Raw genomic sequence first — 16,641 nt, 5'->3', positions numbered from 1 at the left:
CCTGCGTCGTCTCTTCCCACGGTGTTCAACGTGTCGGGGCCTGCGGCCGGGTCATCGGGCGGCGGCGCGGCGCGTCCTGGTGGTCCTCGCGGTGCGCCTGCTGTTGGTCTCCTGCACCTTCAGCCGTGCCAGAGCCGCGCGAGCCTGGCGTTGCTTCTTCGGCAGACCGACGGGGGATTCACCCTTGACGGCCTTCAGGGTCTCGCCGTGCCGATACCGCGTGCCCGAGTCCCTGGTGTGGCGGTTGCCCGCTGCGACCTGCTTTCCGTCGAGCCTTCCGAGCCGCACGCCGCCACCGTCGCGATGCGCCTCGCGTGCGGCCTCACCCCGCGGGTACCGGACGTCGGAGTTCCCGGTGGTGGCACTGGCCCGCGCATCGGCTGTGCGGCTCTCCTGCGGGCGGGCGACCGCGCTGGCACCGGCCAGTTGCTGTGCCTGACCGAGTTGACCGAGGGTCTCGGGGAGCCGGGAGTCCATCACCAGGCGCGGGTTCGCCGACCGCGAGGCGTCGTGCGCACGCAGATCCGCCTTGACCGCGTTGCCCGCCGCGATGAACTCGGCCCGGCCGCGCGGCTGCTCGTCCACCGGCAAGCCGCGGCCCTTGTCGAGCGCGTAGAGGATGCCGTCCCCTTGGGGGAAGGCGTTCAGCTGGCCCTTGTCGGCGCGTGCCTGTGCGAGCCGCCTCCCCTCCTGGTAGTCCTTGGCGAACCCGGGGAGAGCCTTGTTGGCACTCGCGTTCTGTCGCAGTTCGCCCAGGGAGGTGACGGGAGCCCTGCCGTCCACGACCGCGGCGGTCAGCGACTCGGCGGTGTCCCGGAGTTTGTCGAGATTCTCCCTGGGGTCCTTGAACGTGGGGATCGTCCTGGTCCAGAGCTGCTCCATCGTCTCCATCGGGCGGCCGTTCGCCTGCGGGGACGCGGCCGACATGACGGAGTTGGCGTCGATGCGCGCGGAGTGGGGGTCGCCGACGAAGTTGACGTCCTTCCTCGTGTGCCGCTCGATCGCCTCCGCGACCTGCGGGTGCTTCTCTGCCAGCTCGTCGAACACCCTCTCCTGCGCCTCCCGGGCGCCGGGTTCGGTGGAGTTGGCCGCGCTCAGCCAGGTCAGCGCGAGTTCGCGGGCGTTCATCCCGCTGAGGTCGGCGTCCTCGCCGAGCGCGCGCCGCCAGAGCTGCTCCGGCGGGGTGTTCGGGTCCGGCCCCTGCCGCCAGACGTTGACCCGGGCCGCCTGTTCGATCACCCCGCGGTCGTAGTCGCCGCGCAGGACCGTGTCCATGTCCTGGATGCGGAGGTTCCGCTGGACCTCGCGGACCCTGTCCACGTCGAGCCCCAGAGCCTGGGCGACCATGCGTGGGTCGCCCTGCCGGGCGAGGGTGAGCCCCGCCATGGAGACGTTGGGCGAGAACGCGACGTGCTCCTCGGGGAAGAAGCCCTCGCCCCTGCTCTGGCTGCTCCGCTTGTGGAGGGAGCCGTGGAGGGCGGCTCTGGAGAGGGAGCCCGCGTTGCTGAGGCCGCCGCGGCCGACGGTGGCGCCCAGGGCGGCGAGGAGCAGTGCCTCGGCGATCTCCCTGTTGCCGCCGCCGCTGCCGTTGTTACCGTCACCGGACTCCGAGCCGACGGCCTTCCGGAGTTCGGCGAACCGCGCGGCGGTGCGTCGCCGCGCGTCCGCCTCCTCACCGATGAGCTGAGCGCTCCCCGGTCTGTTCTCACTCATGCCCTACTAAGTCTCCTCTCCGCGGGCGGGGGCTCACCGTCACGGGGTCCGACGACCGGCCCGCCCGGCGCCCGACCTGTTCGCCATCGCGGTGCGCATCCGCGCGATCCTGCCGCTGACCGCGCCCGCGCCCCGCCCCCGGGCCGCGTGCCGGGCGTTGCGGATGGCGCGGGCACCGTTGAGGCCTCGGCCGTGCGTGGTCGCCGGAGCGGCCGCGGGTGCACCGGTCGCAGCGGGGGAAGCCGGTGCGCCACCCGTCGCCGCTGCCGTGGTCGCGGGCGCCGCGGGCAGGGTGATGTTCGCGGGGTCGGCCGCGGCCATCCGCTCGTTGAACTTCCGTCGTTGGACGCCTCCCTTGGCAGCGTTCCAGCGGAGGAGCTCCTTCGCGTCGTCCTTCGGCACGTCCCTCTTCGCGAGGCCCTTGAGATCCTCCACGCGGTGGTCGATCTGACCGACGTAGGTGTCATGCGCCGACTGCGCGTTCCGGATCGCGAGATCGGCCCGGTCCATCGCGGTCCGCACGATCTGATCGCGGTCCTGTTCGGCCGTGCGCACCCAGCGGGCGCCCCGCCGCCTGGCGTCGTCGACTCGGGCGTCGCCCGTCGCGCGCACGGCTCGGACGTCCGCGTCACCGGCGTTCACCGCCGCGGTGACCCACTGGTTGGCCCTGTTCCTCGCTCGTGCGACGCGTCCCGTGCGCCTGTCGTTCGCCCTCTGCACGAGAGCGTCCGCCTGGGCCCGCGCGTCCCTCTCCGCGCTGGCGCCCCTGCCGGACGCGGCCCTGCGCAGTCGCTCCCCTTCCTGCGTCGCGCGCCGGACGTCCGCGTCCCCGGTCCGCCTCGCCTGCGCGACCACGCGGTTCGCGCGTTCGCGGGCGTTGGCGATCCGTGCCGTGCGCCTCGCCTCGGCAGCGGCCAGTTCGGTTCTGGCCCGGGTCTCCGCCCGGCCCACGACCGCGTCCCGTCGGCGTTCGGCCGCGGTCACCAACCCCTCGCCGCGCTCCCTCTCTGATCGCACATGGTCCTCGGCACGCTTGGCGACCTTTCTCAGAGCCCGGCGCGCCCGTGTCTTGGCGAGCCTGGCCCGTACCCTCGCCGCCCGGACGCGCGTGCGGGTCGAGACGCGCCCGCGTTGGACGCGGCGGCGGAGCCCACGACGCGCGAGGTAGGCGAGAGGCCGCACGACCAGCAGGTTGATCAGGCTCATCAGGGCATTGAGGGCCATCATGAAGAGACCCGACACGAAGTCCAGGACCTTCGAGGCGATGCTGGCGATCGTGGTCATCGCGCCCACGGTCTCTGACGCGATGTCGCCGTTCCCGCCGGTGGTCTGGGCCGGTGCTCCACGATCCAGTCCGCGCCGCTGGTGGGCGTCAGGGGAACGGACGGGCGCGCGCTCGGCTGACTCACTCCCGGCCTGGGGGGCGGGTGGAGCTTCAGTGGCTGCAGGGGTGGCCATGGAACTACTCCTTGCCGGTCTGGTGATAGGGGAGTGCCGACGTCGGCGGTTCATACGCCAGGAGGCGTCTCACGACTGCGCCCTGCCTCTGCGGGGTTGGGCGCCCCGCCGTTGAGCCGCCCTCGCCGCGCTGACGGTGGTGCGTGCCGTGCCGCGTGTCCTCGGGGGTCGCGGCGCGTACAGGCCGGTCGGCGCGGCGTGTGCCCGTGCGGTGACAGTCTCCGATGCGGCGGCGGATTGCGACGTCTTGTAGAGCCAGGAGGGTCGTGCCAGGTCCATCGCCTTCCCCATGGCCTTGTCGAGCTTCTCCCGGCTTGTCTGCTCCTCGTGCCTGTCCCGGGTGACGATGTCGTGGAGGACCGCTGGGGTCACCCCGTCTCCCCAGACGCCCATGGCGTATCTGAGATCGAACTGCCGTGATGTGATCGTGTCGATGAAGTCGCCCGCCGCCGCGACCGCCAGATCGCTGGCCTGATCACCGCTCAACCGGATGGTCGGGAGGTGCTCGGGGCGGTTCTCCCGCGAGTATTCTACGGATTTCCGGGCGGTCTCCCGCACCTGCATGACGCGGCGCTTCGCCTCGTCCCAGTCGGCCAGGGTGTTGGCCCACTGCTGATCGGCCGCACTCCGGAGCTCGGAGTCCCGGTCCGCCATGTCGTCCTCCCTCGGTTTCACGGGCGTGCCCGTCCCCTGTGTTCGGAACCGTTCCTCCGCTGACGGGTCTCCGCCGCCCGCACCGTGGAACGCGCCGGGCCGTTGCGCCCCGGGGCCTTGCGCTGCTCCGATGCGGCGTCCGCGCCGGTGCCGCGCGTGGGCGTCTGCTGCCTTGGCCGATTGTGCAGGGCGGCATGAGGCGGTGGTGTGACGGCGGAGGCGGCCCGAGTCCCAGACGGCTCCGCGGCGGGCGGCACGAGGGGTTCCCTGAAGCTCGGGTCGGGGTGGACGCTACGCTCCGCTTCGGACAGGCGGCGGTGGAACTCCCGCCGGTCCTCCGCCGCGTCCCTCGTGTTCTTGTCCAGGGCGTCGTGGAGGTGTCTCTTCGACACTCCTGGCCCCGGCCGCGCGACGCCCTCGAGCCACGCCTGGCGTCTGTAGACCCCGAGGACGAACTCGCCGCGCATCGCTTCGACGTCACCGAGGACCTGGTTCCGGCGTTCCTCGGCCGCGGCCGTCAGATCGGGGTTCTCCTGCGCAACGTTCGCCACGAACTTCCCGGCGAAGTCACGGACCCGTGCCTCCGCCGCGTACGCCATGCGGACGTCGGCCTCGGTCTGCTCCTGCTGACTCCTGACGTCCCGGTGGAGCGGGGTGAGCCGGTTCGGGAGCAGCGCGTCCCCCACCAGTCGCGTGATGCCGGGGTCTGCCATGTCGTCCTCCGTCGGTCTCACGAGCGTGCCCGTCCCCTGTGCGCGGAGTCGTTCCGCCGCGGACGGACCTCCGCGGCCCGGACCGTGGAACGGGCCCGGCCGCGGCGCTTCGAGGTCTTCTGATTCTCTGACGCGGCGTTACCACCGGCGTCGCGCGCGCGGCTCCCCCGCCGCGGCTGGTCGTGCAGGGCGGGGCGGGACACGTCCTCAGCGGTCGTGGTCCGTGTTCCCGGGGTGCTCTCCGACGCGGGTGGAGCGGCGATGCGCCTCGCGGCGCGCAACTCCCGCTCGAAATCCCTGCGGGCGGTCTCCGCCTCCCGCTGATCGCGTTCGAGGCTGCCCCTGAGGTCCGCACCCGTCACCAGACTCCTCGACGGGTCCGCGGCGAACCGGAGCTGCGCCCCGCGCAGGTCGAGCGCGCGCGTGTAGTCACCGTAGGCGTCTCCCGCCCTCTGCGCGCCCAGCTCCCGACTGTCCGGGGTCGCCCGTCCCGCCCGCCCCTCGGACTCGGCGAAACGGTCGAACTGGTCCAGGGCGAAGCTTGCGTCCGCCCTGGCGCTCCTGATCTCCTCGATCCGCTTCCTGACCTCTCGGCGGCGCAGGGCCAGGCCGGGTGCCCGCACGAGAAGGCCGAGGGACCGGAGGGGCACGTCGACCGCTCCGATCGCGGCCCGCGAGAGCCCCTGGAGCATCCTTGTCGGCAGTCCGGGCCTGGGGTCGGGGTGGGCCATGGTTGACTCCTCTGGGGTGGGATCGAACGGGTGCTGTCGGCTGTGGGTCGTGGACCCCTGGTCAGGTCGTCACATGCCGCTTCCCTGGCCCGGTCGCCGGTCATACGGGTGGCGAGACCGGTTTCGGGTCCGCCACGGTCGTGCTCCTCTCCGGTCGGTTCGGATGTCAGCTGTGCCGGTTCATCTACGGATGGAGGCGCCTCATCGCACCCGCGGTCCCTTCCCGCGCCGGGTGAAGGGGCGCCGTGCCGCTGGTTTGACGGTGGTCCTGCCGGTGGTGCGTGTGGGTGTCCGCTGGGTCTGGTCGTGCAGGGCCGGGGGCACGTCGGTGGGCGCGGTCCGTGGTTGTGTGCCGTGCGTCGCGGGGTTCACGTGAGGACCGTCCATCTCGAAGAGCCAGGCGGGGCGCGCGCTGTCCATCGCCTCGCTGATCTTCCTCTGGAGTTCCGCCTGGCTCGACGCCGCCGTGGCCCGGTCGTCAGCGAGGACTCGGCGGACGTCGGCGTCCGACATCTCTCCCCTGCCCCATGCGAGCAGGGCGGATCCGAGAGCGGCCTCGCGCCTGCCGACCGCGCCCATGAAGCCGGACCACGCCGTGTCCACGGCCTTCTCGGCCCGGGCAGTGCTCGACTCGACCTCGGGCAGGAGATGCCGGTAGTTCTCCCTCGCGTGGTCCTCGGACAGCCGGGCGGCCCTGCGAACCTCCGTCGGAGCGTCGAACGCCGTCCGCCGGTCGTCCTTGGCGGCGGCCAACCGCCGCTCGACATCGCGGTAGAGCGGGGAGGCGCCCTGCCCCTCCCGGTTCCGTGCTCGGGCGTTCTCCAGGGCGGTCAGGTCCCGGAGGGCCCTTTCCGCCTTCTCCCCGAAATCCCGCCCCTCCCCTGCCACCAGGAGCGCGTTGAAATCCGCGTCCCAACCTGACGGCGTCCCGCTCCGGGAGAGTCTCCTCAGGCGCCGCACACGGTCGTCGAGGCGGGCCTTGTAGTCGTCGTAGGCATACGTCACCGGCCGGACCACGCCTCCGACCACACCCGCGGTCTCGGCGGTCCTCACCTCATCCGCGCGCGCACGGACGGTCTCGAACATTTGTGACGCTTCCGTCAGGTCGTCGGAGGCCTTCTCCATCAGCTTCCTGATGGCTCGGCGGGCGAAGAACCGTTGTGGCGCCAGGAGGATCCGCCTGGTCGCCTGGACGGCCCGCGGCGCCGGCCCGCGCCTGGGGATGGGGTCCGCCATGGTCGCTCTCCTTCTCGCCGGTCAGTCGGACTCGTGCGCCGGTGTTCGGTGCCTTGGGACGTTCCTCATGAGTGTGTCCGGCCTGGACGCGAGGTCCTTGCCTGCCGCCGCCGGGTGGCGGCGACGGTTCCGCGCGCCTTCCGGGGCGCCTTGGGGACCCGTGGCCCGTGGAGGGAGGCGCGGGAGTCCTGACGTGCGAAGAGCCACTCGGGGCGTGCCTTCTCCATGGCCTTGTCCAACCGTTCCTGGAGCCGCCGCCGGCTCTGTTCTTCGAGCACGCGGTCGTTGGAGACGATGTCGGCGAGTTCCGTCGCCGCTGCTCCCGCGCCGCGCACGGCCGACCTGAGGTTGAACCGGCGGACCCTGAGCGTGTCGAGGAAGTCGACCACCGCGTCGAACGCCAGCTTCTCGGCCTGGGCGCCGCCCACCTGGACCGTGGCCAGGTGCTCGGGGCGGTTCTTCCGCGCGTGGTCAAGGGATTCCTGGACCGCCTTCTCGACTCGCCCGATCTCGCTGGTCGCCTCCTTCCACTGCCTGTCGATTCCGTCCCACCGCCGCAGGGCCTCGCGGAAGAGCGGGGAGGGCCGGGCCGGCAACCCGGTCCCCGGACCCCGCTCCACAGGTCCTCGGTCCGCCATGGTCGCTCTCCTTCTCACCGGTCGGATCGAACGGGTGTCACCGGCTGGGGGCACGGGCCCCAGCACGTCGTCACGCACCCCGCCCCCGTCCCCGTCGCCGTTGCGGGGTCTCCCTGCGCGCGGCGGGCTCGATACGGGCGGTCCTCGGCGGGGGCTTGGCCAGGGATATCGGGCGGTTCTTCAACTCCTGGGGTGTGGGAGGGGTCACGGGCGGCGTGGTTCGCACCTCGGCGGGCTGACTCCACGTTCTGGTGTTCCTCGAACCGGGCATGACCTCGTCGTGCGCTGCGCCCATGGCCGCGTCGAACGTCCGCCGAGCCGCGTCCGCCTTCTCGACGTCCGTCCTGAGGGCGGTGCTGAGGCGCTCCCCGGTCACCGGGCCCCTCACTGGATCGGTGGCGGACCCGAGGTCCGCCGCGCGCTCGTCGAGCGCTTTCACGTAAGCCTGGTGTGCCGCCGTCGCCGTCCGTTCCCCGCGCTCGTACGCGGCCCGGAGGACTCCGTTCAGCCCGTCTCGCGAGCGGTTGTAGCGGGTGTACATCTCCAGGATGTCGCCGGCCGCCAGTCTCTCGACTCCGATCTGCTGGATCCGCCGCTCCACCTCCCGACGGAGCCGGGTCCTGGGGAAGAACCAGCCCACGCGTAGCCCATGGGCGGGCTCCGCGGAGTTCGGTTCGGCCACGGGCGTCCTCCTCGCCGGTCGGTCCGGGTGTCACCGGCGGTGGTTCACCTGCGGACGGGCGTGTCGTAGCGCGTGCGCGCGCCGATCGTGATCTGTTCCTCCGCGTCCTTGATCGCGGCACTGATGAGCTTGGCCTTCGGGGTCCTGTACCAGGGGCGCATCCGCAGCAGCGTGGGCTTGGCCGCCGTCGCGAACAGCAGGCACTCGCCCTTGTCGATCTGGCGGATGTCGGACCCCTGCATGATCTCCTGGCGCCTCAGCTGCACCGAGAAGTTCCCCTTGTTCTCGCCGAAGCTGAACGACGACGTCGACACGTCGTGCTGGCCGATCAGCTTGGACAGCGCGTCCACGATCTTGTGGTCGTCGAGCCCGGCGCCGAACACCTTGACGGTCGCGGCCGACCACATGGCCTCCATGCCGTTCTCGGTCCACACCCGCACCCCCTGCCGATAGCTCTGGAGGATGGTGACCGGGACGATCCCGCGTGACCCCAGGTGGGAGTACATGTCGGGCAGGTCCGCGATCTTGCAGATGTTGGCGGCCTCGTCCAGCACGGCCACCAGCGGCGGGTCGAGCCTGCCGCCCTGTCCCTCGGAGGCCTCCTCACCGGCGAGGAAGATCGCGTCGGTGAGGGCGGCGATCAGCGGCGCGGACGCCGCGCGCGACTTGCTGAGCAGGTGCAGCGTCTGCCGGGTGGTGACGAAGTCGCGCGGATCGAACTCCGGCACCGTCCCGTGCCTCGGCTGCGTCACCCACGCCATGATCTCGGGGTCGTCCAGGCAACGGGCGGCGGTCCGGGCCGTGGTGTAGATGCCGTCGCGGGTCTCGGCGACGATGTTCTGGGTCTCGCGCAGCGCCTCGGCGTAGGCGGTGAAGCCGTGGTCGAAGAGCAGGTCCACCGGCTGCGGCAGCTTGGTGTCGTGCAGCCACTCACCGACCTTGGCCAGGTTCTCCCGCCCCAGGGCGGCGGCGAGCATGAGCTGGGAGAGCAGCGCCCGGGCCGCCGGACCCCACATGTCCTTCTTGGAGTCGTCGTCGATGGTCAGCACGAAGTGACCGGCGAGGCGGTAGGCGTCCTCCACGCTGCGGACGTTCGCCAGCGGGTTCCACCACAGCTCCTGGCCCTGGTGGGTGATGTGCTGGGGGTCGAACAGCCAGACCCGCTCGCCCGTCGTGCGCTCGCGGATCTTCGCCGTGGCGGCCCAGACGTCGCCCTTGTTGCTGGTGGCGAGTGCCGGGCCGGGCGCGTCCAGGACGTAGGGGATGGCCATCGCGGTCGTCTTGCCCGCACGGGGCGCCATGTAGGCGAGGATCGTGTCCTCCCAGGACGCGAACAGGCGCGGCCCCGCCCCCCGGCCCGTCGGACTCTTCATGTCGCCGAGGACGAGCCCGACCTGGGGCTCGGGCAGGCCCTTGCCCTTCATGCCGCGCAGCGAGTGCTTGCGCAGCCGCACCGCCTTGTCGGCGGCCTCGGGACGGGCCAGTTCGGCGACCGTCTCGTTGTCCTTGTTCAGCGCGGTGACCGCGTCGGGCTGCCCGTACAGCCGGTTCCTCAACCACCGCAGCAGCCGCCACGTACCGGTGACCGCCGCCGTGGACAGGAGCGCGAACACCACGACGACCGCGGCGCTGGGCGTGCCCGGCCACGTCGCGTCGGTGTCCCAGGTGAGCAGCGAGACCACCCACATGACGCCGAACGCGCCGACGGCGCCCCCGGTGGCGACCGCCACGAGCCGCGCCGACAGCCAGAAGAGGAAGAACAGCCCCACCGCGCCCCACAGGGCCAGCAGGATGAGCAGCGGGGGCGCGCCCGCGGCGGCGGCGCCTCCGCGGACCTGGTACTTCTCCTTCTCGCGGGCCATGGCCGACCTCACTCTCCCCGGATCGCCTGGTCGGTGTCGTACAGGCGGAGCTCGTCGCTCGTGAGCGTCATCTGCACCGGGATCCCGAGGCGTTCGGCTCCCGTCTTGATCAGGTACTTGCCGCGCCCCGGGTGGCGTGCGCCGGGCTGCCAGGAGTCCGGCGACGACCACGAGGCCACCAGACCCTGTTCGGGGCCGGTCATCGGGGTGATCCGGTTGACCGCGGCGAGTTCGCGCGGCGGCAGCCCCGCCAGGACGGTGATCGCGGAGCGGTCGACGAACCCCCGCGCCTTGGCCCGGTCCTCCTCGGTGGCCAGCGCCTCCAGGTCGTTGAGGGAGTGCGTCACCATGATCGAGGCCATGCCCTTGGAGCGGTTGAGCCGGGTGAGTGAGTCGGCGAACTCCACCAGGCCGGGGGCGCCGCGCAGGGCGCGCCACAGCTCGTCCATCACGCCGATGTAGGACCGGCGGCGGATGAGTCCGAGCTGGGACAGCACGGACGCCGCGTCGACCATGCCGAACCCGTAGCTCCACGTGCACAGCATCGCGGCGGTCAGCAGCTTGTCCCCGGCGGCCCCGACCCGGGAGATGTCGACGCTGATCCCGGGCGCCTCCATGTCGAGCGGCCTCGTGGTCTCGGCGTCGAACACACCCGCCAGGGAGCCGGTGCACAGCAGGCGCAGGGTGAAGACGAGGTCGTCCACGCGCTTGTCGTACTGGTCCCGGTCGTCCGCCCGGGCGAACGACCGCAGCGACGCGGGGCCCTCCTCCACGACGTTGAGCACGTCGACGACGGTCGGCTGCCGCCCGGACAGCCGCTCGTCGAGGAGGTCCACCGCCGCGCCGAGCACGACCTCCTCGGAGTTGCTGATCCGGTCCTCGCGGACCAGGGTGCACAGGGCCATCAGGAGCGAGATCCGCCGGGAGCGGACCTCCCAGCGCAGCTTCTCCCGCTCCACCTCGGACAGGCGTCCCATCACCGAGCCCAGGGGGCCCGCGTCCAGCGGGTTGATCCGGTCCAGGCCCCGCCCGATCCGGATCACCTGGCCGCCCAGGTGCTGGATCAGGTCGGTGTAGTCCGGTTTGGTGTCGCCCAGGATGATGGCCTGGGAGCCGAAGGAGACCGCTCCGGTGACCAGCCGCTTGACGAACGTGGACTTCCCCGTGCCCGGCTGCCCCAGGACGAAGCAGCCGGGGTTGGTGATGAGCCCGGCGCGCAGCCAGGCCATCGGGTCGAGGCAGACGGCCTCCCCGGACAGCAGGTCGCGTCCGATCGGGGTGCCGACCGACGGGGGCTTGCTGCTCGTGACGAACGGGAACAGCCCGCACGCCTGAGCGGTGGTCGCCTGGTACTCGACCGCGTTGGGGATGTTCGGCGAGGCGCCGCCGCCCCGGTGCTTCCATCCCTGCAGGGGCGCGATGACCTCCCGGTCCCGCTCCTTCGAGCGGTCGGGCTGACTCGACTGGGCCCTCTGCGCCTCCTTCTGCTTGAGGCGCTTGCGCTCCGCCTTCTGCAGGCGGCGCTCCTCCCGCCGGCTCTGCCGGTCGATGATCGCCACGGTCGCTCCTCCCTAACCCATGCCGCGCTGGATGAGGAAGGGCGGGCACACCCCGAGCGGCAGTGTCGTGGCGAAGGCCACGTCCTGGCTGCCCCAGGCCCGGCGCAACCGGATACGGGACGTCTCCGCCGCCGACTCGGTGTGCGCGACCGCCTGCTTCAGCCTCTCCTCGTCGTCCACGGTCGCGGTCGTGTACAGGCTCACCTGCACCAGTCCCGCGCCGCGCGTCTCCTCCTGGGCCGCCTGTTGCGCGTAGGCGACGTCCTGGCGGTCCCGGGCGCTCACCCGGTGGCGCACCCGCGCGGACAGGTCGCTCTTGTACTGGGCGGCGGCGTTCTGCTGTTCCAGGGCGCGTGCCGCGGCGGCCGCGGGCCAGGGCCGGAACAGCAGCGTGGTCCGCTTGATCCAGCGGGTGGGTGAGAGCAGCTCGGCGAGCACCGTGCTGGTGACGTGGGTGCGCGGCGCCTCCTGCCAGATCCACGCCACGCTCGTCCCGCTGTCGTGCGTGTACCGGTCGTGGTGCACCTCGGCCTCGACGGGCGTGGCGTCGGTCCAGTCCAGCGTCCCGATGTCCTGGGGCTTGTCGTGCAGCATGGAGCTGAGGTCGTTGACGACCGTCGGGTCGTAGGCGGAGCGCACCATCGCGACGAGCTGCTCGGGGGTGGCCCGGCCCAGGACCGACACGCCCGTGCTGGCGAGGCTGGTCTCGATCTGGTTGAGGTAGCCGCTGATCTCCACGGCCGCCTGCATGCGGTCCTTGGGCGCCACGGGGAACTTGCGCGGATCGAAGGTGACGCTGATCCGGGTCTCGACCTGGGCGCTGACGGTGGGGGCGTTCACGACCAGGTCGCGCATGATCTTCCTGGCCGCCGCGGGGGACTTCGGGTCGATGTCCGCTTCGACGCTGCCGCGCAGCGCGCTTCCGGGGGCGGGCCGGGACTCGACGGTCACCGTGACCCACTGGACCCAGGGCATGTAGCCGAGGGAGGCCAGCCACTGGTGCCAGTTGGCCACCCAGGTGTCGACGTCGGAGGGCTCCGCCAGCCACACGGAGTTCGACGAGACCAGGATCGTCGCGGTCATGTGCCCCAGTCGGCGGTTCCACGCCAGCCCGAACCTGCCGCCCCTGCCGTCCTCGCAGGAGAGCAGGGCGACGGGGGCGAGGATGCCGGGCAGCTGGAAGGCGCGCGGGTGCTCCACCATGACGCCCGCCCGGTAGCGGGTGTGCCCGAGGACCTTGGCCCACCACCACCGCAGTCGCGCGAGGAGGAAGGCCAGCAGCGACTCGCCGCGCACGGGCACCGCCGCGAACAGGAAGGCGACCGTCAGGACCGGCAGCAGGTAGAGGGCGAACGCCGGCGCGAACATGCCGGACAGCATCAGCAGGACCAGGCCGCCGAGCAGGAAGAGCGTGGCGTTGAGCCCCAGTCCGAACAACCCGATGCTGCGTCGGCGGCGCCAACCTCCGTACGTGCGAACCACCTAGACCATCCTTCCGTCTGCTCCGTCGGCGAGCGATCCCGAACCCGCTCCCGTCGAGGGCGCCGATCCGCCTCCGCCCGAGGCGGAGCCGCCGCCGTCCGAGACCATGGACGCGCCGCCCGGCGCGTCCGAGCCGGACACCGCGCCGCCGGGGGCGTCGCCGCCCGATGCGGGTGCGCCCCCGCCGGCGTCGTCCGCGCCGGACGCGACCGTCTGGCTGTACGACGAGTCCGAACCGCTCACCGTGGAGCTGACGGACTCGGCCGCGCCGGAGGCCGCCATGTCCGCGCCGCCGTCGGCGCCGCCGTTCATCGCGCCCTCGGCGGCGCCAGGACCCCCGTCGCCGGTGCCGCCCAGTGCGGAGAGCTGACCGTTCTGCGTGCCCAGGGCCGCGGTCGCCGCGGCCCCCGATCCGGTGTCGGAGGCGCTCGCCGCCATCACGGACCCGTCGCCGCCCGCGCCGGGACCGCCCTCGTCGAGGTTGCGCGCGACGCCCGCCGCGCGTTCGTTGGCTCCGGCCGCGGCGGCCTGGGCTCCGCCGGTTCCGGAGTTGGCGCTGTTCATGGCGTTGGCGGGGTCGGCGTTGGCGCTCCCGCCGCTGCCCCCGTTGTCACCTCCGCTGCTTCCACTGCTACCGCTTCCGCCGCCACCGCCGCCGCTGGTGATGGAGTTGAGGCCGCCCGCCGCGAAGGCCATCATCCACACGCTTCCCGAGCTCATGAGCTTCATCAGCACGGGGAGGGCGCCGGTGGCCAGGAGCATGATTCCCGCCCCGAGGAGGTATTTGAGCAGGTGGTCGTCCTCGTTCGCGCTCGCGAGGATGACCAGCCCGGCCAGGTACATGATCAGCAGGAGGGGCTTGTACAGGAAGCAGGCGAACAGCCAGCCGATGACCTTGGAGAAGATCTTCAGGCCAGGGATCATCGCGCTCGCCGCGGCCAACGGCAGGAGGCAGGCGAGGAGGTAGACGATCGCGTTCAGAAGTGCGAGGACGACCATCTGCGCGATCAGGCCGAGGATCACCGCGAGCCCGACCATGGAGCTCAGAGCGCCGCGGGCGACCTCGTTGTCCCCGAAACCCAGGTCGTTGTCGCCGACGCCCACACGCATGATGCTCGGATAGACCTGCTGCGCGGATTCGAGGAAGGTGCCCTGGTCCCCGAACGTCCCCGTCTGGAGGATCATGGAGCTGAGTGAGGTGCTGAAGTTCCTCAGGACATAGATGAGGAAGATCCCGCCGAAGGTGACGACGATGACCGTGAGCAGGCCGCGGATCATGTCCATCATCGGGTCGAGCCGACGCGTCCACAGCAGTCGGATGGCCGCCAACAGGATGCCCAGTGTGGCGAGGAACAGAACCAAGGGGTTGAAGACGTCCTGAAGCTGCAGGATGCCCTGGTCGATCTGGAGATTGAGAGCGCCCGTTCCCCGGCGGTCCGCATTGTAGATGGGGCTGTCGAATTCAGTCTCGAGCAGAATATCGAACATGCGATCGATGATTCCTTGGAGGCTCTCCGTCACCCATCCTTCGACCCTGTCCTCATCCATTGACTCCACCCCCTCGGTTCTTGGTCAGGTCACTCTTGTTAATCGTCATCCGACGGGCAGAAGTTTATGTAGACCTCTCTCTTGTCCTGGTTGCTTCTCACCCATTGTGGATATTGTGTGCAAGCGTAGTATCTCTGCTCGTTTTCATGCGGCAGGAAACGACCATCGAGGTATTCCTCGGGGATATCCCCGGGGTCGTCCAACGGGTTGTCCTTGCAGGCTTTACCTCTGTCCCCCCACCACGCCGAGTTGAGGTTGGGGCAGTGATAGGGGGCAAAGCTCCAGTTCGAGGCCTCCATGAGATCCTCGTCATCTGGTGTGCAGGGGCCGGAAGGGGGGTTGGAGAACGCGCCGAAAGTCCGTACGAAACAGTAGTCGTAGCAGTCCTCCGCGCCGTCGAACGTGCAGCGGGGGTCGTCGGGACCCGACAACGGGACGGTGTGGTTGAGTTCTTCGTACCCGTCGTCGTCGGGGCAGATGTAGTTGCCGTTGTCGGTTCGGAGCGCGCGTTGACCGCACTCGGTTGATTCCCGTTCCTCTCGGGTCTGTCGCTGCACGAGTTCTTGGATGCTGGCGGAAACGTCTTCCTCGGGGTCGTGGTAGGAGCCTTGGAAGAGCATGGCGGTCAGGCTGCCCGACGCGACGATGAGCACCAGCGCCAGGACGATGTACGGGAGGTCGGCCATGCCGCGTGCGGCGATCCAGGGGTCACCGGTGAAGTTGGCGTGGATCATCCGACCGCCGACGATGATCAGTGCGAGGACGCCTAGGACCACACCAATACCGGCGACGTAGCCCAGGAGATCGTTTCCACTGGTTTCGAAACTCGGCATCGCGAGGGTTCCTGCCAGTTCCAAGGATTCCACCTCCCCCGTGCCGAGCTCTCTCGGCGTTGTTCAGACCCCGGCGATCGTGGTGGCGACGGAAACGGCGACCAGCATGAGGGAGACCCCCATGATGGTCCACACCACGCCGCCGACCCCGTCCGCGGCCATCTCTGACCGACCCAGCTTCCCGACCGCCATCTTCCCGGCCGAGTAGAGGATGCCGAAGATCCCGAGAACGACGATGACTCCCTGCGCCAGATTGATGAATCGCGCGATCGGATCCACGTCGTCCTGGCCGCTCCCTGCCCCCCACGCCGGCAGTTTCGGCTCGGGGCTCCATTGAATCTCGCTGGGGAGCACCGCGCTCAGGTGGATGGTGTCAGCGAGCGCGGGCAGGAGTCCTGCCAGCGTCATTGGCCGCCGCCCCCGACGCCGGCGAGCGTCGTGATGACCGGGATGGCGACGAGCATGAGGGAGATGCCCATGATCGTCCAGACCAGCCCGCCGACGCCGTCGGCGGCCAGGTCGGACCGGCCGAACTTGCCGATGGCCATCTTGCCCGCGGCGAAGAGGATGCCGATGATGCCGATGACGACGATGATGCCCTGGCCCCAGTTGATGATCTGCTGGACCGGGTTGGTGCTGTTGTTGAAACTGGGCAGCTCCGGCTGGTTGTTCCAGTTGAAGCTGGGGGCCATGGCCGCAGTGTTGACCAGGTCACTCGCGTGCAGGAAGGTGTCCATACGTTTCCCGTTCTCCTCACCCTGTGCCCTGTCGTGCCAGGGTCTCGGTGGCCGCCGCGTGGCAGGCGTTCCTGATCTGGTCCAAGGCCCGTCGGGCCCTCGTCGGTAGCTTCACCTGGTCCGCGTCGGCGGCGTCCACGTAGCGCAGCGACGGGACGAAGGGGAACCGCACGAGGAGTCCGACCCTGTCCCGCACCAGGCCTAGACGCGCCGCGGACTCGGAAGGTTCTGGTCCGGCGCCGTCCGCCACGACCGCCAGGGCCGCGGGGCGCAGTCCGTTCCGTTCGAGGACGTTGAGGACCTCCGCCGCCCGCGCCGTCGAGGCGACGCTGTTGCGGCAGGTCAGGACCAGGGGGCGGCCGAAGGTGTCGATCTGTCCCCGCTCGGCCGCGTACGCGCCGAGCTCCCAGGGCGTGTTCAGCAGGACGCGCAGCGTGGTGGTGGCGGCCCCGCCGTGGCAACCGAGCACGGCCATCTCCCTGGCCCAGCCCGGTAGCGCCGCGGCCAGCGGCTCCTCCGCCCTGGCGGTATCTTTCCTGCGCCTCGCCATGGCTCCCCCCGTCCGCGTCGTGCACGTGTCGTCCCCCGTCGGGCCGACGCGGGAGCCGCGCGGACACGTTGATGCCAGCAGTACCGTTGGGGCCGGGTCCGGGGCCGGACGGCAGGCAATATATACCGGCCCGAGCCGAAGAGGATCAAGTGACTACCGACGTCACGATTACTTTGCGTGGCGCAAGGTGTCCGAAGCTGAGAAACAAAGCGAATGAATCATGTTCTCATTCGCGAACTGAAGGA

General features: G+C 70.7%; 16 protein-coding genes. All 16 read right to left on the bottom strand.

Going from position 1 to position 16,641, the window contains the following annotated elements; all coding sequences use genetic code 11:
• Nucleotides 1–51: 51 nt before the first annotated feature.
• Entirely contained in the window at nt 52–1,713 is a 1,662-nt protein-coding gene (locus ACIBFB_RS07170) for a hypothetical protein (RefSeq protein WP_397227202.1), read from the bottom strand.
• 39 nt (nt 1,714–1,752) lie between these two features.
• Entirely contained in the window at nt 1,753–2,997 is a 1,245-nt protein-coding gene (locus tag ACIBFB_RS07165; RefSeq protein WP_397227200.1) for a hypothetical protein, read from the bottom strand.
• A gap of 243 nt (nt 2,998–3,240) precedes the next feature.
• The gene (locus ACIBFB_RS07160) at nt 3,241–3,825 is read right to left on the bottom strand and encodes a hypothetical protein (RefSeq protein WP_397227198.1); all 585 of its coding nucleotides are present in this window, start codon (nt 3,823–3,825) and stop codon (nt 3,241–3,243) included.
• 17 nt (nt 3,826–3,842) lie between these two features.
• The gene (locus tag ACIBFB_RS07155; RefSeq protein ID WP_397227196.1) at nt 3,843–4,538 is read right to left on the bottom strand and encodes a hypothetical protein; all 696 of its coding nucleotides are present in this window, start codon (nt 4,536–4,538) and stop codon (nt 3,843–3,845) included.
• Between the two features lie 17 nt (nt 4,539–4,555).
• Nucleotides 4,556–5,269 carry a hypothetical protein gene (locus ACIBFB_RS07150; RefSeq protein ID WP_397227194.1) on the bottom strand — a complete coding sequence of 238 codons (714 nt, stop codon included), beginning with the start codon at nt 5,267–5,269 and terminating at the stop codon, nt 4,556–4,558.
• 201 nt (nt 5,270–5,470) lie between these two features.
• Nucleotides 5,471–6,505: a hypothetical protein gene (locus ACIBFB_RS07145; protein WP_397227192.1), complete on the bottom strand. Its 1,035-nt coding sequence runs from the start codon at nt 6,503–6,505 to the stop codon at nt 5,471–5,473.
• Nucleotides 6,506–6,570: 65 nt separating this feature from the next.
• Nucleotides 6,571–7,143: a hypothetical protein gene (locus tag ACIBFB_RS07140; protein ID WP_397227190.1), complete on the bottom strand. Its 573-nt coding sequence runs from the start codon at nt 7,141–7,143 to the stop codon at nt 6,571–6,573.
• A 70-nt stretch (nt 7,144–7,213) separates the two neighbouring features.
• Nucleotides 7,214–7,825 (bottom strand): hypothetical protein, encoded by a 612-nt coding sequence (locus ACIBFB_RS07135; protein WP_397227188.1) that lies wholly within the window; start codon nt 7,823–7,825, stop codon nt 7,214–7,216.
• A gap of 44 nt (nt 7,826–7,869) precedes the next feature.
• Nucleotides 7,870–9,687 (bottom strand): type IV secretory system conjugative DNA transfer family protein, encoded by a 1,818-nt coding sequence (locus ACIBFB_RS07130; RefSeq protein WP_397227186.1) that lies wholly within the window; start codon nt 9,685–9,687, stop codon nt 7,870–7,872.
• A gap of 8 nt (nt 9,688–9,695) precedes the next feature.
• Entirely contained in the window at nt 9,696–11,246 is a 1,551-nt protein-coding gene (locus ACIBFB_RS07125) for a hypothetical protein (protein ID WP_397227184.1), read from the bottom strand.
• Between the two features lie 12 nt (nt 11,247–11,258).
• Nucleotides 11,259–12,728: an SCO6880 family protein gene (locus ACIBFB_RS07120; protein WP_397227182.1), complete on the bottom strand. Its 1,470-nt coding sequence runs from the start codon at nt 12,726–12,728 to the stop codon at nt 11,259–11,261.
• On the bottom strand, nt 12,729–14,216 hold the full coding sequence (locus ACIBFB_RS07115) for a hypothetical protein (protein ID WP_397227180.1): 1,488 nt from the start codon (nt 14,214–14,216) through the stop codon (nt 12,729–12,731).
• Between the two features lie 98 nt (nt 14,217–14,314).
• Nucleotides 14,315–15,133 (bottom strand): TrbC/VirB2 family protein, encoded by an 819-nt coding sequence (locus ACIBFB_RS07110; RefSeq protein ID WP_397227178.1) that lies wholly within the window; start codon nt 15,131–15,133, stop codon nt 14,315–14,317.
• A gap of 39 nt (nt 15,134–15,172) precedes the next feature.
• Entirely contained in the window at nt 15,173–15,517 is a 345-nt protein-coding gene (locus tag ACIBFB_RS07105; RefSeq protein ID WP_397227176.1) for a hypothetical protein, read from the bottom strand.
• Nucleotides 15,514–15,846, bottom strand: coding sequence for a hypothetical protein (locus tag ACIBFB_RS07100; protein ID WP_397227174.1), 333 nt, complete (start codon nt 15,844–15,846; stop codon nt 15,514–15,516). The genes ACIBFB_RS07105 and ACIBFB_RS07100 overlap by 4 nt, the downstream gene beginning before the upstream one ends.
• A gap of 16 nt (nt 15,847–15,862) precedes the next feature.
• On the bottom strand, nt 15,863–16,396 hold the full coding sequence (locus ACIBFB_RS07095; protein WP_397227172.1) for a hypothetical protein: 534 nt from the start codon (nt 16,394–16,396) through the stop codon (nt 15,863–15,865).
• Nucleotides 16,397–16,641 lie beyond the last annotated feature (245 nt).

This window comes from Nocardiopsis sp. NPDC050513 (genome assembly GCF_044457925.1).
In the GTDB taxonomy this organism is placed as follows: Bacteria; Actinomycetota; Actinomycetes; order Streptosporangiales; family Streptosporangiaceae; genus Nocardiopsis.
Note: the sequence above shows the minus strand (reverse complement) of the source record. Positions and strands in the feature narration are given on the sequence as shown.